Source organism: Rosistilla ulvae (genome assembly GCF_007741475.1).
In the GTDB taxonomy this organism is placed as follows: domain Bacteria; phylum Planctomycetota; class Planctomycetia; order Pirellulales; family Pirellulaceae; genus Rosistilla; species Rosistilla ulvae.
This window is the reverse complement of record NZ_CP036261.1, coordinates 6,506,082-6,522,276: the sequence shown is the minus strand read 5'-3', so window position 1 is coordinate 6,522,276 and position 16,195 is coordinate 6,506,082. Positions and strand designations below refer to the sequence as shown.

The 16,195-nt window shown below is 58.2% G+C and carries 13 protein-coding genes; 8 read left to right on the top strand and 5 right to left on the bottom strand.

Features of this window, described 5'->3' with window-relative positions:
* Positions 1–69: 69 nt before the first annotated feature.
* Complete coding sequence (locus EC9_RS27410; protein ID WP_391556736.1) at positions 70–168, bottom strand: 50S ribosomal protein bL37; 99 nt, start codon at positions 166–168, stop codon at positions 70–72.
* A gap of 333 nt (positions 169–501) precedes the next feature.
* Between EC9_RS27410 and EC9_RS23230 the strand changes: the two genes are divergently transcribed.
* Positions 502–1,593 carry an iron-containing alcohol dehydrogenase gene (locus tag EC9_RS23230; RefSeq protein WP_246105837.1) on the top strand — a complete coding sequence of 364 codons (1,092 nt, stop codon included), beginning with the start codon at positions 502–504 and terminating at the stop codon, positions 1,591–1,593.
* Positions 1,594–1,604: 11 nt separating this feature from the next.
* Here the strand turns inward: EC9_RS23230 and EC9_RS23225 are convergent, their stop codons facing one another.
* The gene (locus tag EC9_RS23225; RefSeq protein ID WP_218934374.1) at positions 1,605–2,474 is read right to left on the bottom strand and encodes a DUF1559 family PulG-like putative transporter; all 870 of its coding nucleotides are present in this window, start codon (positions 2,472–2,474) and stop codon (positions 1,605–1,607) included.
* A 336-nt stretch (positions 2,475–2,810) separates the two neighbouring features.
* Here EC9_RS23225 and EC9_RS23220 point away from each other — a divergent pair, with 336 nt between their 5' ends.
* From EC9_RS23220 to EC9_RS23190, 7 genes are all read left to right on the top strand, one after another.
* Positions 2,811–3,119, top strand: a complete 309-nt coding sequence (locus EC9_RS23220; protein WP_145348423.1) for a hypothetical protein — start codon at positions 2,811–2,813, stop codon at positions 3,117–3,119.
* Between the two features lie 193 nt (positions 3,120–3,312).
* Positions 3,313–4,767, top strand: coding sequence for a hypothetical protein (locus EC9_RS23215; RefSeq protein ID WP_145348422.1), 1,455 nt, complete (start codon positions 3,313–3,315; stop codon positions 4,765–4,767).
* Positions 4,768–5,282: 515 nt separating this feature from the next.
* Positions 5,283–5,711, top strand: a complete 429-nt coding sequence (locus EC9_RS23210; protein ID WP_145348421.1) for a DUF4198 domain-containing protein — start codon at positions 5,283–5,285, stop codon at positions 5,709–5,711.
* A 108-nt stretch (positions 5,712–5,819) separates the two neighbouring features.
* A complete protein-coding gene (locus tag EC9_RS23205) occupies positions 5,820–6,725 on the top strand; it encodes a DUF1559 domain-containing protein (RefSeq protein WP_145348420.1) in 906 nt (301 codons plus the stop codon).
* Positions 6,726–7,227: 502 nt separating this feature from the next.
* Positions 7,228–8,247, top strand: coding sequence for a DUF1559 domain-containing protein (locus EC9_RS23200; protein WP_218934854.1), 1,020 nt, complete (start codon positions 7,228–7,230; stop codon positions 8,245–8,247).
* A 61-nt stretch (positions 8,248–8,308) separates the two neighbouring features.
* The gene (locus EC9_RS23195; protein WP_145348418.1) at positions 8,309–8,620 is read left to right on the top strand and encodes a hypothetical protein; all 312 of its coding nucleotides are present in this window, start codon (positions 8,309–8,311) and stop codon (positions 8,618–8,620) included.
* A 155-nt stretch (positions 8,621–8,775) separates the two neighbouring features.
* Positions 8,776–10,890 carry an alpha/beta hydrolase family protein gene (locus tag EC9_RS23190; RefSeq protein ID WP_145348417.1) on the top strand — a complete coding sequence of 705 codons (2,115 nt, stop codon included), beginning with the start codon at positions 8,776–8,778 and terminating at the stop codon, positions 10,888–10,890.
* 299 nt (positions 10,891–11,189) lie between these two features.
* On the opposite strand, the gene EC9_RS23185 is transcribed toward EC9_RS23190, so the two are convergent.
* From EC9_RS23185 to rpsO, 3 genes are all read right to left on the bottom strand, one after another.
* Positions 11,190–13,055 carry a serine/threonine-protein kinase gene (locus EC9_RS23185; protein WP_145348416.1) on the bottom strand — a complete coding sequence of 622 codons (1,866 nt, stop codon included), beginning with the start codon at positions 13,053–13,055 and terminating at the stop codon, positions 11,190–11,192.
* Between the two features lie 245 nt (positions 13,056–13,300).
* On the bottom strand, positions 13,301–15,541 hold the full coding sequence (locus tag EC9_RS23180) for a polyribonucleotide nucleotidyltransferase (RefSeq protein WP_145348415.1): 2,241 nt from the start codon (positions 15,539–15,541) through the stop codon (positions 13,301–13,303).
* Between the two features lie 321 nt (positions 15,542–15,862).
* Positions 15,863–16,132: a 30S ribosomal protein S15 gene (rpsO, locus tag EC9_RS23175; protein WP_145123630.1), complete on the bottom strand. Its 270-nt coding sequence runs from the start codon at positions 16,130–16,132 to the stop codon at positions 15,863–15,865.
* Positions 16,133–16,195: the final 63 nt, after the last annotated feature.

The window sequence follows — 16,195 nt, the reverse complement described above, 5'->3', positions numbered from 1 at the left end:
AGGAAATACGCTTTTCGAAAGAGTTTGGCAGACGGACGAGCAAGAGAACCTACGGGCGTCGATTATCGACTAGGTACGCAGCTTTTTACGTTTTGCTTTGCGAGCCTTTGCATTGGCGGGACGCTTGCCGTGGTTCGCTTTCTTCAATTTTCGGTGTGGTTTTGCCATGATTTGATTCGTTTCAAGATGCGGTGAGATCGGAATATATTCGAGTGCGAGCGCCCTGCGGCTCAGCAGATCTTGTTTTGAGCCTCGCAGAATACCAAAAAAGGGTTCCGCCCGAAAGCCTAGACTTCCCGTCGAACCATTTATCGAATTCGCCCAATGTCCTACATCGGCAACTGGAGCCGGTTCCCTGACCTTTCCCGGGCGGTAAGATTTACTGTAGTCTGAAAAATGAAACGCGACGCGCTGCGTCATCATTTCCCCTCCTAAAATCCCCGCCTGCCGATGCAACCTTTTGACTTCCAGCTGCGCCCTCGGATCGTCTTTGGCGCTGGCGTGATCGAGCAACTTGGAACCCTTGCCGTCGAACTCGGCGCTAGGACCGTGTTGGTGGTTTCGGACCCCGGCGTCGTCAAAGCGGGGCACTTCGGTACCGGCCTGCAATCGCTCGAAGCGGCCGGTCTGGTGGTTCATTCGTTTCATGAATTCACCGAAAACCCGACAACCGCATTTATCGATGCAGGGGTCGAAGTCGCCCGGCGGGTTAAGCCTGACCTGATCGTGGGGCTCGGCGGCGGCAGCTCGATGGACTGTGCCAAAGGGATTAATTTCGTCTACAGCTGTGGCGGCGAGATCAAAGATTATTGGGGCGTTGGCAAAGCGACAGCCGACATGCTGCCGATGATCGCTGTCCCGACCACTGCGGGGACCGGCAGCGAGGCGCAGTCGTTTGCATTGATCAGCGATGCGGAGACCCATGTGAAAATGGCTTGCGGCGATCCGCGAGCCGCCTGTGCGGTGGCGTTATTGGATCCGGCGCTGACGCTAACGCAGCCCTACGCGGTCACGGCGCTGACCGGAATCGACGCCTTGTCGCACGCGTTGGAGACCCATGTCACGACGCGACGCAACGCCGTCTCTTCGACCTTCAGCCGCCAAGCCTTCCGCATGATCGCCGGCAATCTGGCGCGGGTGTTGGAAGTCGGCGACGACCTCGAAGCCCGCGGTGAGATGCAATTTGGTGCATGCCTGGCCGGGATCGCGATCGAAACCTCGATGCTTGGTGCGGCGCACGCCACTGCAAACCCGCTGACTGCCCGCTTTGGCATCACGCACGGCCAAGCCGTCGGCCTGATGTTGCCCCACGTCGTCCTTTTTAACGGCCGCGACTATCCCGAACTCTATGCGGAACTGCTGGCGGAAATCGATCCCGGCGAGAGCCAGCACGATGCGCCACAGCAGATCGCCCAGCGGGTGACCGAACTGGTTGGCAAGGCGGGGCTGAAGACAAAGCTCAGCGAATTGGAGATCCCACGCGATGCCCTGCCTCAATTGGCCGAAGATGCCACGCAGCAGTGGACCGGAACGTTTAATCCGATTCCGGTGAACGCCGAGAACCTGTTGTCGATTTATCAGGCGGCGTATTAGCCATCCGGTGTTTACTCGCTCGTCTCGACAGCGATCTCAGTGTCGTCAGTCTCGGCTAGCTCTTTCGATCGCCGCGCCATCTGCTGCAACACCTCTTGGTCGCCGCTTGCCGAATAGAATCGCACGCGGCCGCTTCCCAGCAGCAGGTTGACGCCCCCAGGGTGCCGGCTCGCCAGCCCGCCGACCCACAGTCGGTTTGGTTCGCCGTTGGCATCGGTCGGGATCGAGTCGATGTTCGATCCATCCCCCAGCGGATGGTCGACGTTGCGGATCGTCGCCCGCGTACCGCTCATCCAGCCCAGGTCTTCGGCCGGATCGCTCAACTTCTCACCGACGAACAGCGTGTATTCCAGTCCACCGTCGATCTCTTCGGGCATCACCCCTCGGTTCAAGAAAAGCATCCCGTCGTTCTGTTCGTCGATCGGTACTTCTTGCGAGGAATAGATGCCCGCATAGTTGCTGGTCGTTGGCAGCGCGGTGCTGGCAGCCGAGGGGCAGCGGACGATTGACAGGGGAGTCTCGCGCGGTGCCGCGTTGGCGGCGGCGTAGACGCTTGCGTCGGGATCGATCTGATCAGCGAGAGCCTGTTGGTCCAAGTCGGCCAGCAACGCGATGATCCAGTTTTGATGAAAGCCCTCGGCGACGTTTTGAATTGGCGATTGCGAATCGATCGTGCCGGCGGGATAGTGTTCGTTGGTCAGTTGGTATTCAGCCATCGCAACGCCGATTTGAGTCAGGCGGTACTCGCAGGTCATCCGCCGCGAATTCTCGCGCATCGACAGCAGCATCGGCAGGGCCAAGGTCAGCAGAACGGCTGCGGCGACGATCACCACCAGCACCTCGGTTAAGGTGAATCCGTGTCGTAGAGAAAACCGTTTCATATCAATCCTTCGACTTCGCTTTTGTGGGGAGAGTCGCTGAGGCGTGTGGGGTAAAACTGGGGGAACTGTCGGAGCCGAAAGGGCTTTGGCCGCTAAGTGTCTTCTAGGCGAGCTGGAACCGCCGAGTTGTCGGCGCATTTTTTTCGAGCGATTGACGCGCTCGATGGCGGCGGTCTGTAGAATAATTGGCGAATTCACAACTCGGCGCGCCAACTCGCTTTGCGGAAGCGTAAAATTGGAACTGACACAACGCTAGCCGCGGCGATCGAATTCGTCAGCAGAGCTTACTTTAAAACAGAAACAACTTTCAGCAAACCGATTCTTGAGGGGAAAACAATGTTCAAACGGCTCTTACTATTGATCGCGGCCGTTGCAATTCTGTCGGCCAGTTCAACGGCGATGGCTCGCTATCCCTATCGCATGGGGTACCGCGGCTATTATGTACCGGCGCCGGTTGTCCGCGCCTATCGACCCGCTTACTCCTACAGCTATCGTGCGCCATACACGAGCTACTATGCTCCGCGCCCTAGCTACTACGTCGCGCCACCCGTCCGACGCTACTACGCACCAGTCCCCGTTTACGCTGCACCTTATGGTGGCGTTTCGGTCCGTAGTCCTGGCATGTCGCTGCGGATTGGATTCTAGGCTTATCGCCAGGGATTCGGCGCCCCGATTTGGGCCCATTGTTTCATCGACGCTGCAAATGCTGTTATTGGCTTTGCAGCGTTTTTTATTGGGTGGGGCGAATTGTTGGGGGGAGTGGAGGGAGATCCCGCGCCGATCGGGGTTGTTCCTCCCGGGGTAGATTCTGTAATACGCAGCATCAAGGAGATCTCTTATGCTGCGGACACTTTGCGTCACCATTCTATCGACGACAGTTTCGATCCTCACCTCGGCTGCCTTTGCCGCCGGTCCGGTCGATGAACCCTACACCGTGTATGTCAGCGAAGCTGGCAGCTACGCCCGCTGCGGACCATCGGGCGAGCACTATCGAACCGATCGGTTGATCGAGGGCGAAGCGTTGGAGGTTTATTTGGAGACCGACGATGGTTGGTTGGGGATCCGGCCACCGGAGACGAGTTTCTGCTGGGTGCCAGCGGATCAGGTGGAGATCGATGCCGATGGGACGACGGGGACGATCACCGATCCCGATGCGGTCGCGTGGATCGGGACCAATCTGGGGCGTGCTCGCAAGTACCGTTGGCAGGTCCAGTTCCAAGTCGGTGAAACGGTTGCGTTGATCGGCAACAGCAGTCGCGAAACGGAGTCCGGCGATCAAGAGACTTGGCTGCGGATCGTTCCGCCACCGGGAGAGTTTCGCTGGATCCACGACAGCCAAATCGTCAAGAGTCGCGAGGCGATGGCTCAATTGCAGTTGGATCGTAAGAACAATCAAGTGGCTGCGGTGGTGCGTCAACCAGCTGGCGAATCGGCCGATACGCCACGCGTCGAAGATCCACCGCCAGCCCCGTTTAATGTGCAAGCGGCACAGCAGCAGGTGGCAACGGTTGGTGGAAGCATCCTGGGGGAAGACGTTCCGGTCACTCAGGTTGGCCATGCCGAAGTCGAGCCACAGAGTCATTTTCAGAGCCGGATGAGTGTTGCCGACAACGTTCGGATGCAAGACATGGAGGCCCAGGAATCGGGGGCCGCGATGGTGCAGGAGGAGGGTTCGTCTTGGACTCAAGCGTTGCGGTCGGCGCCGCCACGCGATCGACCAACAAACCAAAATTTGCAAGCTTCGGCAACCTTTCCCAGCGATCGCCCCCGTGCCGCATCGAGCCAGTTGCAGCAGATGCAGATGGAACTTGCTCGCTTGATGGCATCGGAGGGTTCGGTGCAGCAGGCCCAGGCGTTGCGAACCCAAGTCGAATCGTTGATTCAAACGGCAAGCGATCCGGTCGATCGAGGCCGCGCTCGGTTGCTGGTCGATCGGATCGACCAGTATCAAGAAATCGCCAGTCGCCACAGCGAACAGCCAATGGTCCAGTCCGCTCCAGCGTCTGCCCCGCCCCAGGCCCCGGCAGTCGCTGCCGCGCCGCGAGCGTCCGCCCCGGTTCGTTACGATCGGCAAGGCTGGTTGGTGCAAGTCTTTTCCGCTCGCCCAGACGCCCCGCCGTTTGCGTTGACCGATCGCGACGGTCAGACAATTGCCTACCTCTCCCCTGCGGCGGGGATCAATGCGCGTCGGATGCTTAACAAAGAGGTCGGGATCGTCGGTCGGGTCGACCCGCGTTCCGAGAGTGCCACACCTCACTATCTTGCTGAGCAAATCGTTCGTCTGAAACGCTAATCGGATCGTCGCCACGACCGCACCGCGGTCGCAGATGGTAGCCGGTGGTTTGAGCGCAGCGAACGCCACCGGATTCGAACGGCGCAACAACGATACCACCGCAGTGCTGTCGTGCCTCTTTCGCGAATCCCGTCGTTTGTTGCGTAGGGGCAACGGTCGGACCGTTTGGAAGCTGGTATCTGCGTCGGCTACAAATCGATTGGCCGTCGGACCTCACGGCATTCTCGCTTGAAATCAAACCAGGCACGCTGTCTGGGCTGCGCAAATTGCTGGGCTCTTCGGTGGGCGTTGCTGTACCGCTGCAGGCGGCCGGGAAAATATGGGCTCTCTCTTGCGGCCAACGTCCTGTCGGGCGGCGAATGCTAGCATTCTGAAGACATCAGGTTGACATACATCTGTGTCCTGCTTAGCATGAATTTCCCCCCCCAACCCCCCTGCGAAAATGTTCCACCTCTCCTCCCTCCTCCTCGGGGTTTCGTATGCGCACCGTTCCACACGCCCGTTACGGGTTGTCGATGTTTGTTGCCATTCTGGCATTTTGCTGTCCTGGATGTTCTGAAGGTGGCCCTGTATTAGGCGCCGTCACCGGAACGGTCACTCTGGATGGCCAGCCCCTCTCGGGCGCGCTGGTGACTCTGACTCCCGAATCGGGCCGTTCGTCGTCGGGGCGGACCGATGAAGCGGGAAGTTATGAGCTGAAGTTTACGTTTGATCGCGCCGGTGCCCATGTGGGAAGTCATGTGGTTCGGATCACGACAGGTGGGAATCCTGAATCGGCAGGCCATCAGCTTCCGGCACGCTACAACAGCGAGACAGAGCTTCAGACGCAGATCGATTCGGGCTCCAATCAGGTCGATTTCGATTTGACCTCTGACGGCGCCCCGCCGTCTCCTTCAAGAAAACGGTCCTCCGCCCGTACCGCCGCCTTGGTGTCGGGCAGCTAAAACGTTCACCGTGTATTAAGCGTAGGGTTCCGCCTGCGCATTGCGCACCTGTGAAGATGTGTTGGGTGTGATTGTCTTTTGATTTTTCAAGTAGAAGGAAATGATGGAATGAAACGATTCGTGCCAAGCCGCAAGGGCTTTACGCTTGTCGAACTGTTGGTTGTGATTGCGATCATTGGAATTCTCGTCGGGTTGTTGTTGCCCGCCGTTCAAGCCGCTCGGGAAGCTGCGCGTCGGATGCAGTGCTCTAACAACTTGAAACAGATGGGGCTCGCGTTGCAGAACTACCACGATACGATGCTCCGATTTCCGCCAGGCTTCATGGCCCACAGTCGGCTTGGTTGGGGCGCGCTGCTTCTCCCATACATGGAGCAAACTCCGCTTCACGATCAGATGGACAGCCATGGTGCGTTCGATGCGAATTCAACCAACGGCTACTGGCACGGCATCACATCGGGTTCGCCGGCCGAGGCAAACGTGGCGCTGATCGATGCGAAGGTCTCGATCGCGGGCTACCTGTGCCCCTCGGACATCATGGGAGAGTTCAACACCGAGATGGGCAACTATGCCACCTCGAATTATGTCGGCACTCGCTCGGCTTGTCATTTTGCTTCTCCCACCGACACGACCTGCACCGATCAGCCTGGAGCACTCCCTTCGACAGGCGATTACGCGACACTCCAGCGACGGTTTCGCGATTTCACCGATGGTACCAGTAGCACGATCATGATTGGCGAAAAGACGACCAAGGGAACCCCCAATGGTTCGATGTGGATCGGTGCCTACGACGCCGAGGCGGCTCGGGTTCTGGCCCGAGTCTATCGAACCGTCTGGGCAGCTCCCGACTATTTGTTGAACCAGGATTACGCATGGACCATCAGCAGCTTGCATCCTGGTGGAGCACAGTTGGTGTTCGCTGATGGAAGCACGCACTTCCTTTCCGAAACGATCGATGTGCACACGTGGGCCGCCCTGGGTACGGTGAACGGCGGAGAGATTGTTGGCGAATATTGATTACTGGTTTGCCTGGCAGTTTGCGAGCTAGGCATCGCATTTTTTATGCCATCGGCTGGCTCGATGGCATCGTCGGATCTCGCGTCTCTTTCGCCGGTTGGCGCCGGCGAGAGTTGGCTGTTTGGTGGTCGAGTTCGATGTTCTTCACGATGGGTGAATCGAGACGCCGTGAAAGTGGAGTGTTTGCGTAGGGCTTGTTTTTGATGTGACTTTCGTGTTGCCAATTCCGTGACGGGGTGCGGTTGTGCGGGGCGTTTTTGTCTGTTGCGTAACGTGAGGTCGTGCCGGGGCGTTTTGCTTCGCAAATCAAGCGTTTGGCTAGGCGTTGACTTTAGGTTGGAGGGCAGTAAACTCGATTGTTCCTACCTAGCGGTCGGTGGAACGAATGCTCAATTCGGGCCGGCCGTCATCCTTCCTTCTACCAGCGAAGCGTGTTGTTTGTCGGCTCGATGAGCCGGATGTCGCATGTGGTGTTGGTATCCCGTGTTCTGGAGCAATCAATATGAGAGTACTTCGTCCGAAGCGAGGTTTCACTCTGGTGGAACTTCTTGTTGTTATCGCGATTATCGGGATTTTGGTCGGTCTGTTGCTGCCGGCGGTTCAGGCTGCACGCGAGTCGGCGCGGCGGATGCAATGCTCGAACAACATGAAGCAGTTAGGGCTGGCGCTGCACAACTATCACGACACCTACAGGACCTTCCCGGCGTATCGGCAGAAGGCGGGCAACCCGTCGGCTCTCGATTTTCAAGGCTACGGTCCGATGATCCCGCTGCTCCCTTACATCGAGCAGACGGCTGTCTACGACCTGATTAAAACAACTTCACGCGATTTCTATCTGCCGATCACTTCGGCTGTCGATGGCTTGGTCGCTGGCATGCCGATGGATGCGTTCACCTGTCCTTCCAATCTGCCGTTCCCAAGTTCGACGGTGCGTGGTGGATCGAGCTATGCGGTTTGCGCAGGGTCGAATATCGGATGGACGGTTGCCGAATCGCGACGCAATGGCGTGTTTGGAATGGATGTCCCGACAAAGATGGCGAGGATCATCGATGGAACTTCCAATACGATCATGCTGGGTGAGCATCTCTCGGGAGACGGGGATGACTCCTTGTATCGCAAGAAGGCCGACCTGGTTCGCGCTCAACCATGGACGGCCGCCAACGAGTCGACGGCACAGGGGCCGATTACCGACGGGGAAATGGCCGCATATGGTCAAGCCTGCGAGGCGGGAAGCAACAATCACACCAGCTACTACGGCTATCGTTGGGGCCGCCCCGTCTACATCTACACTGTCTTCAATACCTTGGCCCCGCCAAACTGGAAATACCCAAGCTGTATGACGTGTGCAACTTGCGGGGCGGGAGACAGCAGTGGCGTCTACCCTTCGCGAAGCCGCCATCCGGGCGGAGCGATGCACACGCTGGCCGACGCCTCGGTGCGGTTTATGACCGAAACGGTTGAGCTTCAGCTGTATCACGGTCTGGGGTCGCGCGACGGTGGAGAAGTCGTGGCGCTTCCATAGCCCGAAGCTGTGTTTCGCATCATTTCTTTTAGTTCTATCTTGGTTTTCAGGAGCGGAGTCGATGTTGGCTCGATTGATTGTTTGTAGCTTGTTGGTTGGCGCGTTGGTTGGCTGCGATGGACGCGAAGCCGGAGTTCCGGTGGAACCACCCGGACCGGTGGAGTTGGCCAAGGCAGTGCTTCAAGATATCGCTTCCACCGGCACGCTTAACAGTTCGATCGAAGGGCTGCAGGATCGCTTGGATGCGGTCCGTGCGACCGATCCCGCCAAGGCCGATGAGCTGTTGGCCGATTACGAAACGTTGATGGCGATTCCCCGCGGAAACGTTGCGAAGATCAAAGCGACCGCGAAGCAGATGGTCGACAAGTTCTGATCGCTTCCGTTTTCCGCGTGTTCGCTCGCTCATTAAACTTTGCTGAATCGCTCGCTGTGAGGCTGAGCGATTCATTTTTTTGTTTTGCTTCCGGCAAGACGCTTCAAGCTTCCATCCCCCCATTACACCTGCCCTACCCTAAGAGAAATTGCACCATGAAATTCTTGCAGTCAGCCATCGCGATGGCGCTTCTCGTCAGCGCCGCTATCACAGGCTCGGCGCTCGCCGCCGAACCCGATCCGTGGAACGTCTATCAAGACGGTTTGCCCAGCAGTGCTAGTGCGTTGCGATTTAATATCGACGCCTGTGTGGAGATCAGTCGGCAGCATGTCGATCCCGCGGGAAAGCAGGCTTGGGAAAACGCAAAAGAGCCGCTTGCGAATGAGTTGCGAGATGCGATCGGTTTGTTGCCGTGGCCCGAGAAGACGCCGCTGAACGTTCAGGTGACGGGGCGAGCCGATCGGGATGGCTACACGATCGAGAACCTCGCCTTTCAAAGCTTTCCCGGCTTTTATGTGACGGCGAATCTATATGTTCCCAAGGGTATCGAAGAGCCGATGCCGGCAATCGTTGTGACCGCGGGGCATGCGATGGAAGAGGGGAAGAATTACGATCTCTACCGCACCGCCCAGCTGGGATTGGTCCGGCAGGGATACGTGGTGTTGGCTTATGACCCGGTTGGGCAAGGAGAGCGAAGGTTGCGGGGCAACGGGCACGCGGTCAGCTACCCTGCGATGCTGGTTGGGCACACCAACCTGCGTTACATGTTGTGGGACAGCATCCGGTCGGTCGACTATTTGGAGACGCGTGCGGATGTCGATCCGAAGCGGATTGGAATCGCGGGGAATTCCGGCGGCGGACTGAACACGATGTATGCGATGCCGGTCGAGAGTCGGTTTGCTGCGGGAGCGTCGTTCTGTTGTCTGTGTTCTTATGAAGCTTGGATCAAAGATGGAGGCAATCACTGCATCTGCAACCACCTGCCGGGGATCGCGCAGCACATGGAGCAGTTCCAGTTTGTTGGCCTCGCCGCGCCGCGTCCCTTTATGGCGGGCAATGGCCAGAAGGATCCCATTTTCCCGATCGGTGGTACTCGCGATACGATTCGTCGTGCTCAACAGATTTATGGTCTCTACGATTCGGCCGACCAAGTAGCGTTGAGCGAAGCACCGGCTGGTCACGGCTGGTCGAAGCCGCTGCGCGAGGCAGGGTATGGCTGGTTCAATCGTTTTCTGCAGGGCCGTGGCGATGGATCTCCCGTTGCCGAACCGGAGATTCCGTTGGAAGACCGAAGTTCGAAGGATCTGTATGTTTTTAAGGACGGCAAATTGCCGGCCGATGCGAAGACCTACGTCGATCTGGTGCGTGAAGAAGCGGACCGATTGGTGCAAGGTTATGCAGACGTGCCGAGCGACGCCGACGAATATGCTGCTTGGGCGAAAGACCTACGCGGCAAGCTCTGGGAGACCTTGGGTGGCAAGCCGGTCGAATTCGAATCGGCTCCGGCCGATCACGGAGCGTTTGATTGGGAAGGGCGCAGCGTCAAGCGACTCTCGATTCGAACCGAACGCGATCTGGAAGTTCCGGCTCTGTTGATCCAGCCCGAAGATGCCCAAGGGCCGCTGCCGTTGGTGATCGTTCTCGACGCCGGTGGCAAGCAGGCCGCGATGAAGTCGGAGACGGTGGGACGTTTGCTCGACCAACCGATCGCCGTTTTGGCGCTCGACGTGCGGTCGCTGGGAGAAGGGAAGGTCAATCCGAATCAGTGTGCCAGCGACGCGATCGTGCTCGGACGTCCGCTGTTGGCTCAACAGGCGTGGGATGTGATCTCCACTGCCCGTACGCTTTCGGGGCAGGAAGAATTTGACAAGGTCGCCGTTTACGGTCGTGGAAGTACCGGTCTGATCGCGATGCTCGCCGCCGCCCTTTCCGATGAGATCGATGCCGTGGCGACACAGTGGACGATCGGTAGTTTCGTCGATGCGATTGCCGATCCGCTGCCGCAACCGATGTGGGTTTATGCCCCGAACCTTCTCAAGGTGGCCGATGTTTCTCAGCTGGCTGCACTCTGTGCGCCACGACCTCTGCTGTTGGCCAATCCGGTCGATGGCAAAAAGAGTTCGCTGTCGGACGCCGAGGGCAAGGTGCTGTTCGATCCGGTGTTGGCCGCGTACCGCGCGACAGCTGCGGAGTTCGGCGCGCAGCTCGCGACAGGCAAAGAGTCCGATCAAGCGGCGGGCGACTTCTTGATCAAGACGTTGCTGCCGTAGCGCGCCGATCCGTGTGACGTCGCTTGTCTGCTGTCGCAGCGTGGTTTTGAGGCATGGTCCGCTGGGCCATGCTGGCGGTGGGCGAAGCGACGTGTCGTGGCGCTCCGCCGCAAACCCTAACGTAATCTTTGCCGTTTGGTGTCAAGCTCCTCTGTTTGCAAGTTCCACATTCGGGTGTGGCTTTAGCCGCAGAGCGCTTCTGGCTCACGGAGGTTTGAGGGGGGACGCTGGATCTCGTGCACTTGGCCGCGGTGGCAGCAGCAGCTTTCGGTGCGATGGAGTGTTTGTGGTTGGAGGTGTTATTCTGCCATCGAATCGCGGCGAAGCCAGCGGCTGATCAGTGATCCGGTGTGGAGCAGGGTGCCGAAGAACGAGATCAGGCAGATCAGCGTGATCGATTGTGAGTTGTCGTCGATGAAAAAGGGGAGCGCCATGAAGCCGATCAGAAAGCAGCCGCTGATCGCTTCGGCCACGCGGCTGTTCTTCAGGATGTAGCTGCCGACGACGATCCATGCGATCGCCCAGGGCAGGAACGCGGGGGATGAAAGTGTCAGCGATTCGGTGCGGTTGGCGTCCCACAGGCCGCCGGTGATGAAGAAGACCCATGTCAGTGGCGCGATGATAAAGTAAGTCCCCAGCATCTGGGTTGCGTGTGACGGGTACCATCGCATCAGACGATCGATCGCTGTCGGCGGGGTTGCGTGGATCGGTTCGTAGTTCAGGAAGCGTTTCAGGTCGTCACGCAATTCGCTCGCCGATCGATAGCGGTTCTCTGGTTTTTTCTCCAGGCATTTCATGATGATCGTTTCGAGATCGATTGGTACCGACGAATTGAGTTGTCGTGGCGAGGGATGTTGGTCGTGAATGACTTGGTGCAGCAGCATTTGGATCGTGCCACGGAACGGTCGCTCGCCGGTTACCATTTCGAACAAGATCACCCCCAGGGCGTATAGATCGCTGCGTAGATCGGCTGTGCTTCCTTCGCCTCGGGCCTGTTCGGGCGACATGTAGGCAGCGGTGCCCAGCACGTCGCCATCGCAGGTCATCGTGACTTTGTTCTGGTGGTTTTTGGCCAGGCCGAAATCAGTGATATGGGGGTTGCCTGTTGTGTCGACCAAGATGTTTGCTGGCTTGAGATCGCGATGGACGATTCCTTGGTTGTGGGCATGCAGCAGCGCGTCGGCTATCGCCACGCCAGCTTGTGCCGACTTCCGAATCCCCTGCATCTTTTCTTGGGCGATCAGCTCCGCCAGGTTTTGTCCATCGATATATTCTGAAACGATGACGGGGAGATTGTTCTCCATCACGCAGACGTCGTAGACCGAAACGATTCCTTCGTGGTGAAGCTTCGCAACTGCCTGGGACTCTCGGAGGAATCGCTCGCGAATCGCATCGTTGACGGTGGACTGGTGGGGAAACTTGATCGCCACCAAACGCTTCAATTGTAGATCGAGTGCTTTCCAGACGACGCCAAAGCTTCCGTTGCCAAGCTTCTTGCGAAATTGAAACCGATTCGACTGGAAGGGTGCCGTTAAATCGATCTGTTGTGTGATGAAGCGTAGACGCGTATTGCAGCCGACGCATCGCAAGTCGGCCGAATCCCCAAGAGCTGAGGGTGCGTTTTCGAGTCCGCAATTGGGGCATGGGGGCGTGTTGGCGGTCGGGCGAAACGTTCCCGCGCGAGTGCCGGGCAGCGTGTCGGCTGGCGAGTGGTTGGCGTGCAGTGCCGACAATCGGTTGGTGACTGCAGGGCGTTCGGGATACCGGTTCAGTAGGTTGGCGAGGCTCTCGGCGTCACCTGTCTCCGATCTTGCGTGATATTCCGCTTCAATCCACTTTAGCGGTGCTTGGGGGTTCTGTTGGTCGAGGAAGCGTTTGGCGTAATCGTCGGCTGTAGGGCGTCTGCCGAGCTTACCCCAGTCATCGGCGGGGACCGCTTTTTCGGCCGCCGCTTGCCAGCGGTGTTGCAGGTCGATGCAGACCAATTCGAGAATCGTCATCGCTCGTAGCGAGGAATCGCCGGCTGGCACTTCGCGTACGAATGCATCGATTTCTGGAACCGTTTCTCCGGCCTGCCAATGTTGGGTAAACCGCTGGCACAGCTGTTCGACGGTGCTAACCGCGCTAGCGATGTTTTTCGATGGCTGGTGATTATTTGCGTCCAAGGTGGGGCCGCGTGCGAAGCCAAACTTGCCTTCAATGTGGAGGTGGCATGCGCACCATCTTAGCCGGTGCTGCGGCTCCGTAGTAGTCGTTGCTTGCTGGTCCGACGTGGCGAGTTGGGGAGGGGGTGGTTGCAGCGTGCTGTTGCCGCCTTGGGGGGGGCAATAAAAAACCGCCACCTGAATTCAGGTGGCGGTATGCAGTTTCAAGTTTTTCAGCTTTCAAGCATGAAGGCTGGTTGGGGAGTTTAGTCCCGGCGTGGGCCGCGACCACGGCCGCCGCCACCACCGCCGCCGCTGCGACGTCCACGCGAGCGAGGGCGATCGTCGTCGCCACCTTCGCGGCTGCCGCCACGGTCTTCTCCACCTTCTTCGACGGCCGAAGCCATCTCGTCTTCGATGCCCAGTTCGTCGATCGCTTGACGACGGCTCAGTTTGACGCGGTCGTGTTCGTCGATGTCGATGACCAAGACCTTCATCGGGTCGCCAACCTTAACGACGCTGTCGATCGCGCTGATGAATCCGCTGGACAATTCGCTGATGTGAACCAGTCCGTCGCGTCCGGGCAGGATTTCAACAAACGCACCGAAGTCCTTGATGCTGCTGACCGTACCGTCGTAGATCTTGCCGATCTGAACGGTCGCGGTGCAAGCTTCGATCAACTTCATCGCTTCTTGTGCCGATTCCAGGTTGTCGCTGGCGACCAAGACGTTGCCTTCGTCGTCCACTTCCACGACGGTTCCGGTCGATTCTTGGATGCCGCGGATGTTCTTGCCGCCAGGGCCGATCAGCATGCCGATCTTCGAAGGTTCGATCTTCGTACGCAGCAGGCGTGGTGCGGTGGCTGCGATCTCGCGGCGAGGGCGAGAGATCGTCGTCAGCATCTTGCGAAGGATCTCGATGCGAGCTTCGCGCGATTGCTTCAGGGTGGCGCGAATGATGTCTTCGCTGATGCCCCAGATCTTCAGATCCAATTGGATGCCGGTGATACCGTTTTGTGTTCCCGAGATCTTGAAGTCCATGTCGCCGAAGTGATCTTCGTCGCCCAGGATGTCGGTGATCAGGACCCACTTGTCGTTCTCTTTAACCAGACCGACCGAGATGCCAGCGACGGGGTTGGTGATTGGGACACCAGCCGCCATCAGGCCTAGGGTGGCACCGCAGACCGAAGCCATCGAGCTCGATCCGTTGCTTTCCAGGATGTCGCTGATTACGCGGATCGTGTAGGGGAACGTGTCCGCATCGGGCAGTACCGGTGCGATGCTGCGTTCAGCCAGAGCACCGTGGCCGATTTCGCGACGTCCAGGGCCACGGATCGGGCGGCATTCGCCGACCGAGAACGATGGGAAGTTGTAATCCAGCATGAATTTCTTGCTGAATTCGTCGTGCAGTCCGTCGACGCGTTGTTCGTCGCGCTTCGTTCCAAGGGTGATGGTGATCAACGCTTGAGTTTCACCGCGTTGGAACAGCGAAGAACCGTGGGTGCGTGGCAGCAGGTCGGTTTCGCAGTAGATCGGACGCAGGCTGGTGTGGTCGCGTCCGTCGGGACGGGTGCCGGCGAGGATCAATTCGCGGACGATCAGCGAATCGAGTTCGTGCCATTCGTGCGAGAAGCGGTTCGGGCAAACAGCGCCTTCGGCATTGGGATCAGGGATGATCTCAGCCTTGGCCCGTTCCTTGAGTGCCTTGCACGCTTCGGCGCGGTCTTGCTTGCCAGCGGTTTGCTTGAGCGACTTGAATTCTTGGTAATAAGCGCTCTTCAGGCGATCGAACAGGCCGTCGTCTTCTGGCGGCGTGTATTCGATCTTCTCTGGCTTGACCAGATCGTAGAGTTCTTTTTGAAGTGCGATGATCTCGCGGATTACGCCGTGTGCGAAGAGGATCGCGTCGACCATCTCGTCTTCGGGCATCTCTTGAGCGAAGCCTTCGATCATCGTGACGGCGTCTTGGGTGCCGCTGACGATCAGGTCCAGTTCGCTTTCGTCGAGGTCGTCAACGGTTGGGAAGGCGACCAGTTCGCCGTCGATCTTGCCAACACGAACCGAAGCGACGGGGCCTTGGAATGGCAGTGGGCTGATCAACAGCGCACAACCTGCACCGTTCATCGCCAGCACGTCGCCATCATTTTGGCCATCGCTGCTAAGGACAAACGATTGAACTTGAACCTCTTCCTTGTAGCCCTTTGGCCACAGCGGGCGGATCGGGCGATCGGTCAATCGCGCGGTCAGGGTTTCTTTCATGGTCGGGCGTCCCTCTCGTTTGAGGAAGCCGCCTGGGAACTTACCGGCCGCAGCCATCCGCTCGCGATAATCGCATGTCAGCGGGAAGAAGTCCAAACCGGGGCGCGGTGCGCTAGTTGCTGCAGCGGTCAAGACGACGGTCTCGCCGTATTGGATGGTAACGCAGCCCGCAGCTTGTTTTGCCAATTGCCCTGTTTCAAGGATCAGGGTGTTTTTGCCAATCTTCTTTTCAACTCGAAATTTATTCACTTTCTTCTCTTCCTTCTCGTTAAGCCTACAAATTACTTCTGTTTTGTCTGTTCACTTTATGCTCGGTCTTCTAAATGTTGCCGCGTTCCCGTGCGAACAGAATGGTTGGAAAGACGTGCTGAGCCCCTTGGGACGCAGTACGAGGAACGGGAGAGCGACGACCGGTCGATGTCGATACACCCTGTGACAAGAATGACAGAGTGGACAAAGAGAATCGATGAGAAGACAGCGCCAGCCCAGTTGCTGGCGCATGTTCACCGACAGGACGGCCCCTTCCCTTGGGGCCGTCGAAGCGACCGCAAAAAGAAGGCGAGTCGCTTGTTATTTTCGGATGCCGAGGCGTGCGATGATCTCGATGTATCGCTGTGGATCGGTGTTCCGTAGATAATCCAGCAGCCGACGGCGTCGGCTGACCAAGCCCAGCAGGCCACGGCGGCTGGCATAATCTTTTTTATGCGTCCGCATGTGGTCGGTTAGGCCGTTAATCCGTTCGGTGAGAATCGCAATTTGCACTTCCGACGACCCGTTGTCGCCTGCGGAGTGCTTGTGCTCTTCAATCAGTTCTGCTTTTCGTTCTATCGTAATTGTCATTGGGGCCTACATGAATTTAACGGCGGAATTTGCTTGATGGGCACCGGTCGAATCAGGTCGCTA

What these genes read in the sequence shown, in the direction of transcription:
- EC9_RS27410 (WP_391556736.1), bottom strand. Translation starts at nt 168, where the DNA reads ATGGCAAAACCACACCGAAAATTGAAGAAAGCGAACCACGGCAAGCGT.
- EC9_RS23205 (WP_145348420.1), top strand. Translation starts at nt 5,820, where the DNA reads ATGAAACGATTCGTGCCAAGCCGCAAGGGCTTTACGCTTGTCGAACTG.
- EC9_RS23200 (WP_218934854.1), top strand. Translation starts at nt 7,228, where the DNA reads ATGAGAGTACTTCGTCCGAAGCGAGGTTTCACTCTGGTGGAACTTCTT.
- EC9_RS23225 (WP_218934374.1), bottom strand. Translation starts at nt 2,474, where the DNA reads ATGAAACGGTTTTCTCTACGACACGGATTCACCTTAACCGAGGTGCTG.
- EC9_RS23220 (WP_145348423.1), top strand. Translation starts at nt 2,811, where the DNA reads ATGTTCAAACGGCTCTTACTATTGATCGCGGCCGTTGCAATTCTGTCG.
- EC9_RS23215 (WP_145348422.1), top strand. Translation starts at nt 3,313, where the DNA reads ATGCTGCGGACACTTTGCGTCACCATTCTATCGACGACAGTTTCGATC.
- EC9_RS23210 (WP_145348421.1), top strand. Translation starts at nt 5,283, where the DNA reads ATGTTTGTTGCCATTCTGGCATTTTGCTGTCCTGGATGTTCTGAAGGT.
- EC9_RS23195 (WP_145348418.1), top strand. Translation starts at nt 8,309, where the DNA reads ATGTTGGCTCGATTGATTGTTTGTAGCTTGTTGGTTGGCGCGTTGGTT.
- EC9_RS23190 (WP_145348417.1), top strand. Translation starts at nt 8,776, where the DNA reads ATGAAATTCTTGCAGTCAGCCATCGCGATGGCGCTTCTCGTCAGCGCC.
- rpsO (WP_145123630.1), bottom strand. Translation starts at nt 16,132, where the DNA reads ATGACAATTACGATAGAACGAAAAGCAGAACTGATTGAAGAGCACAAG.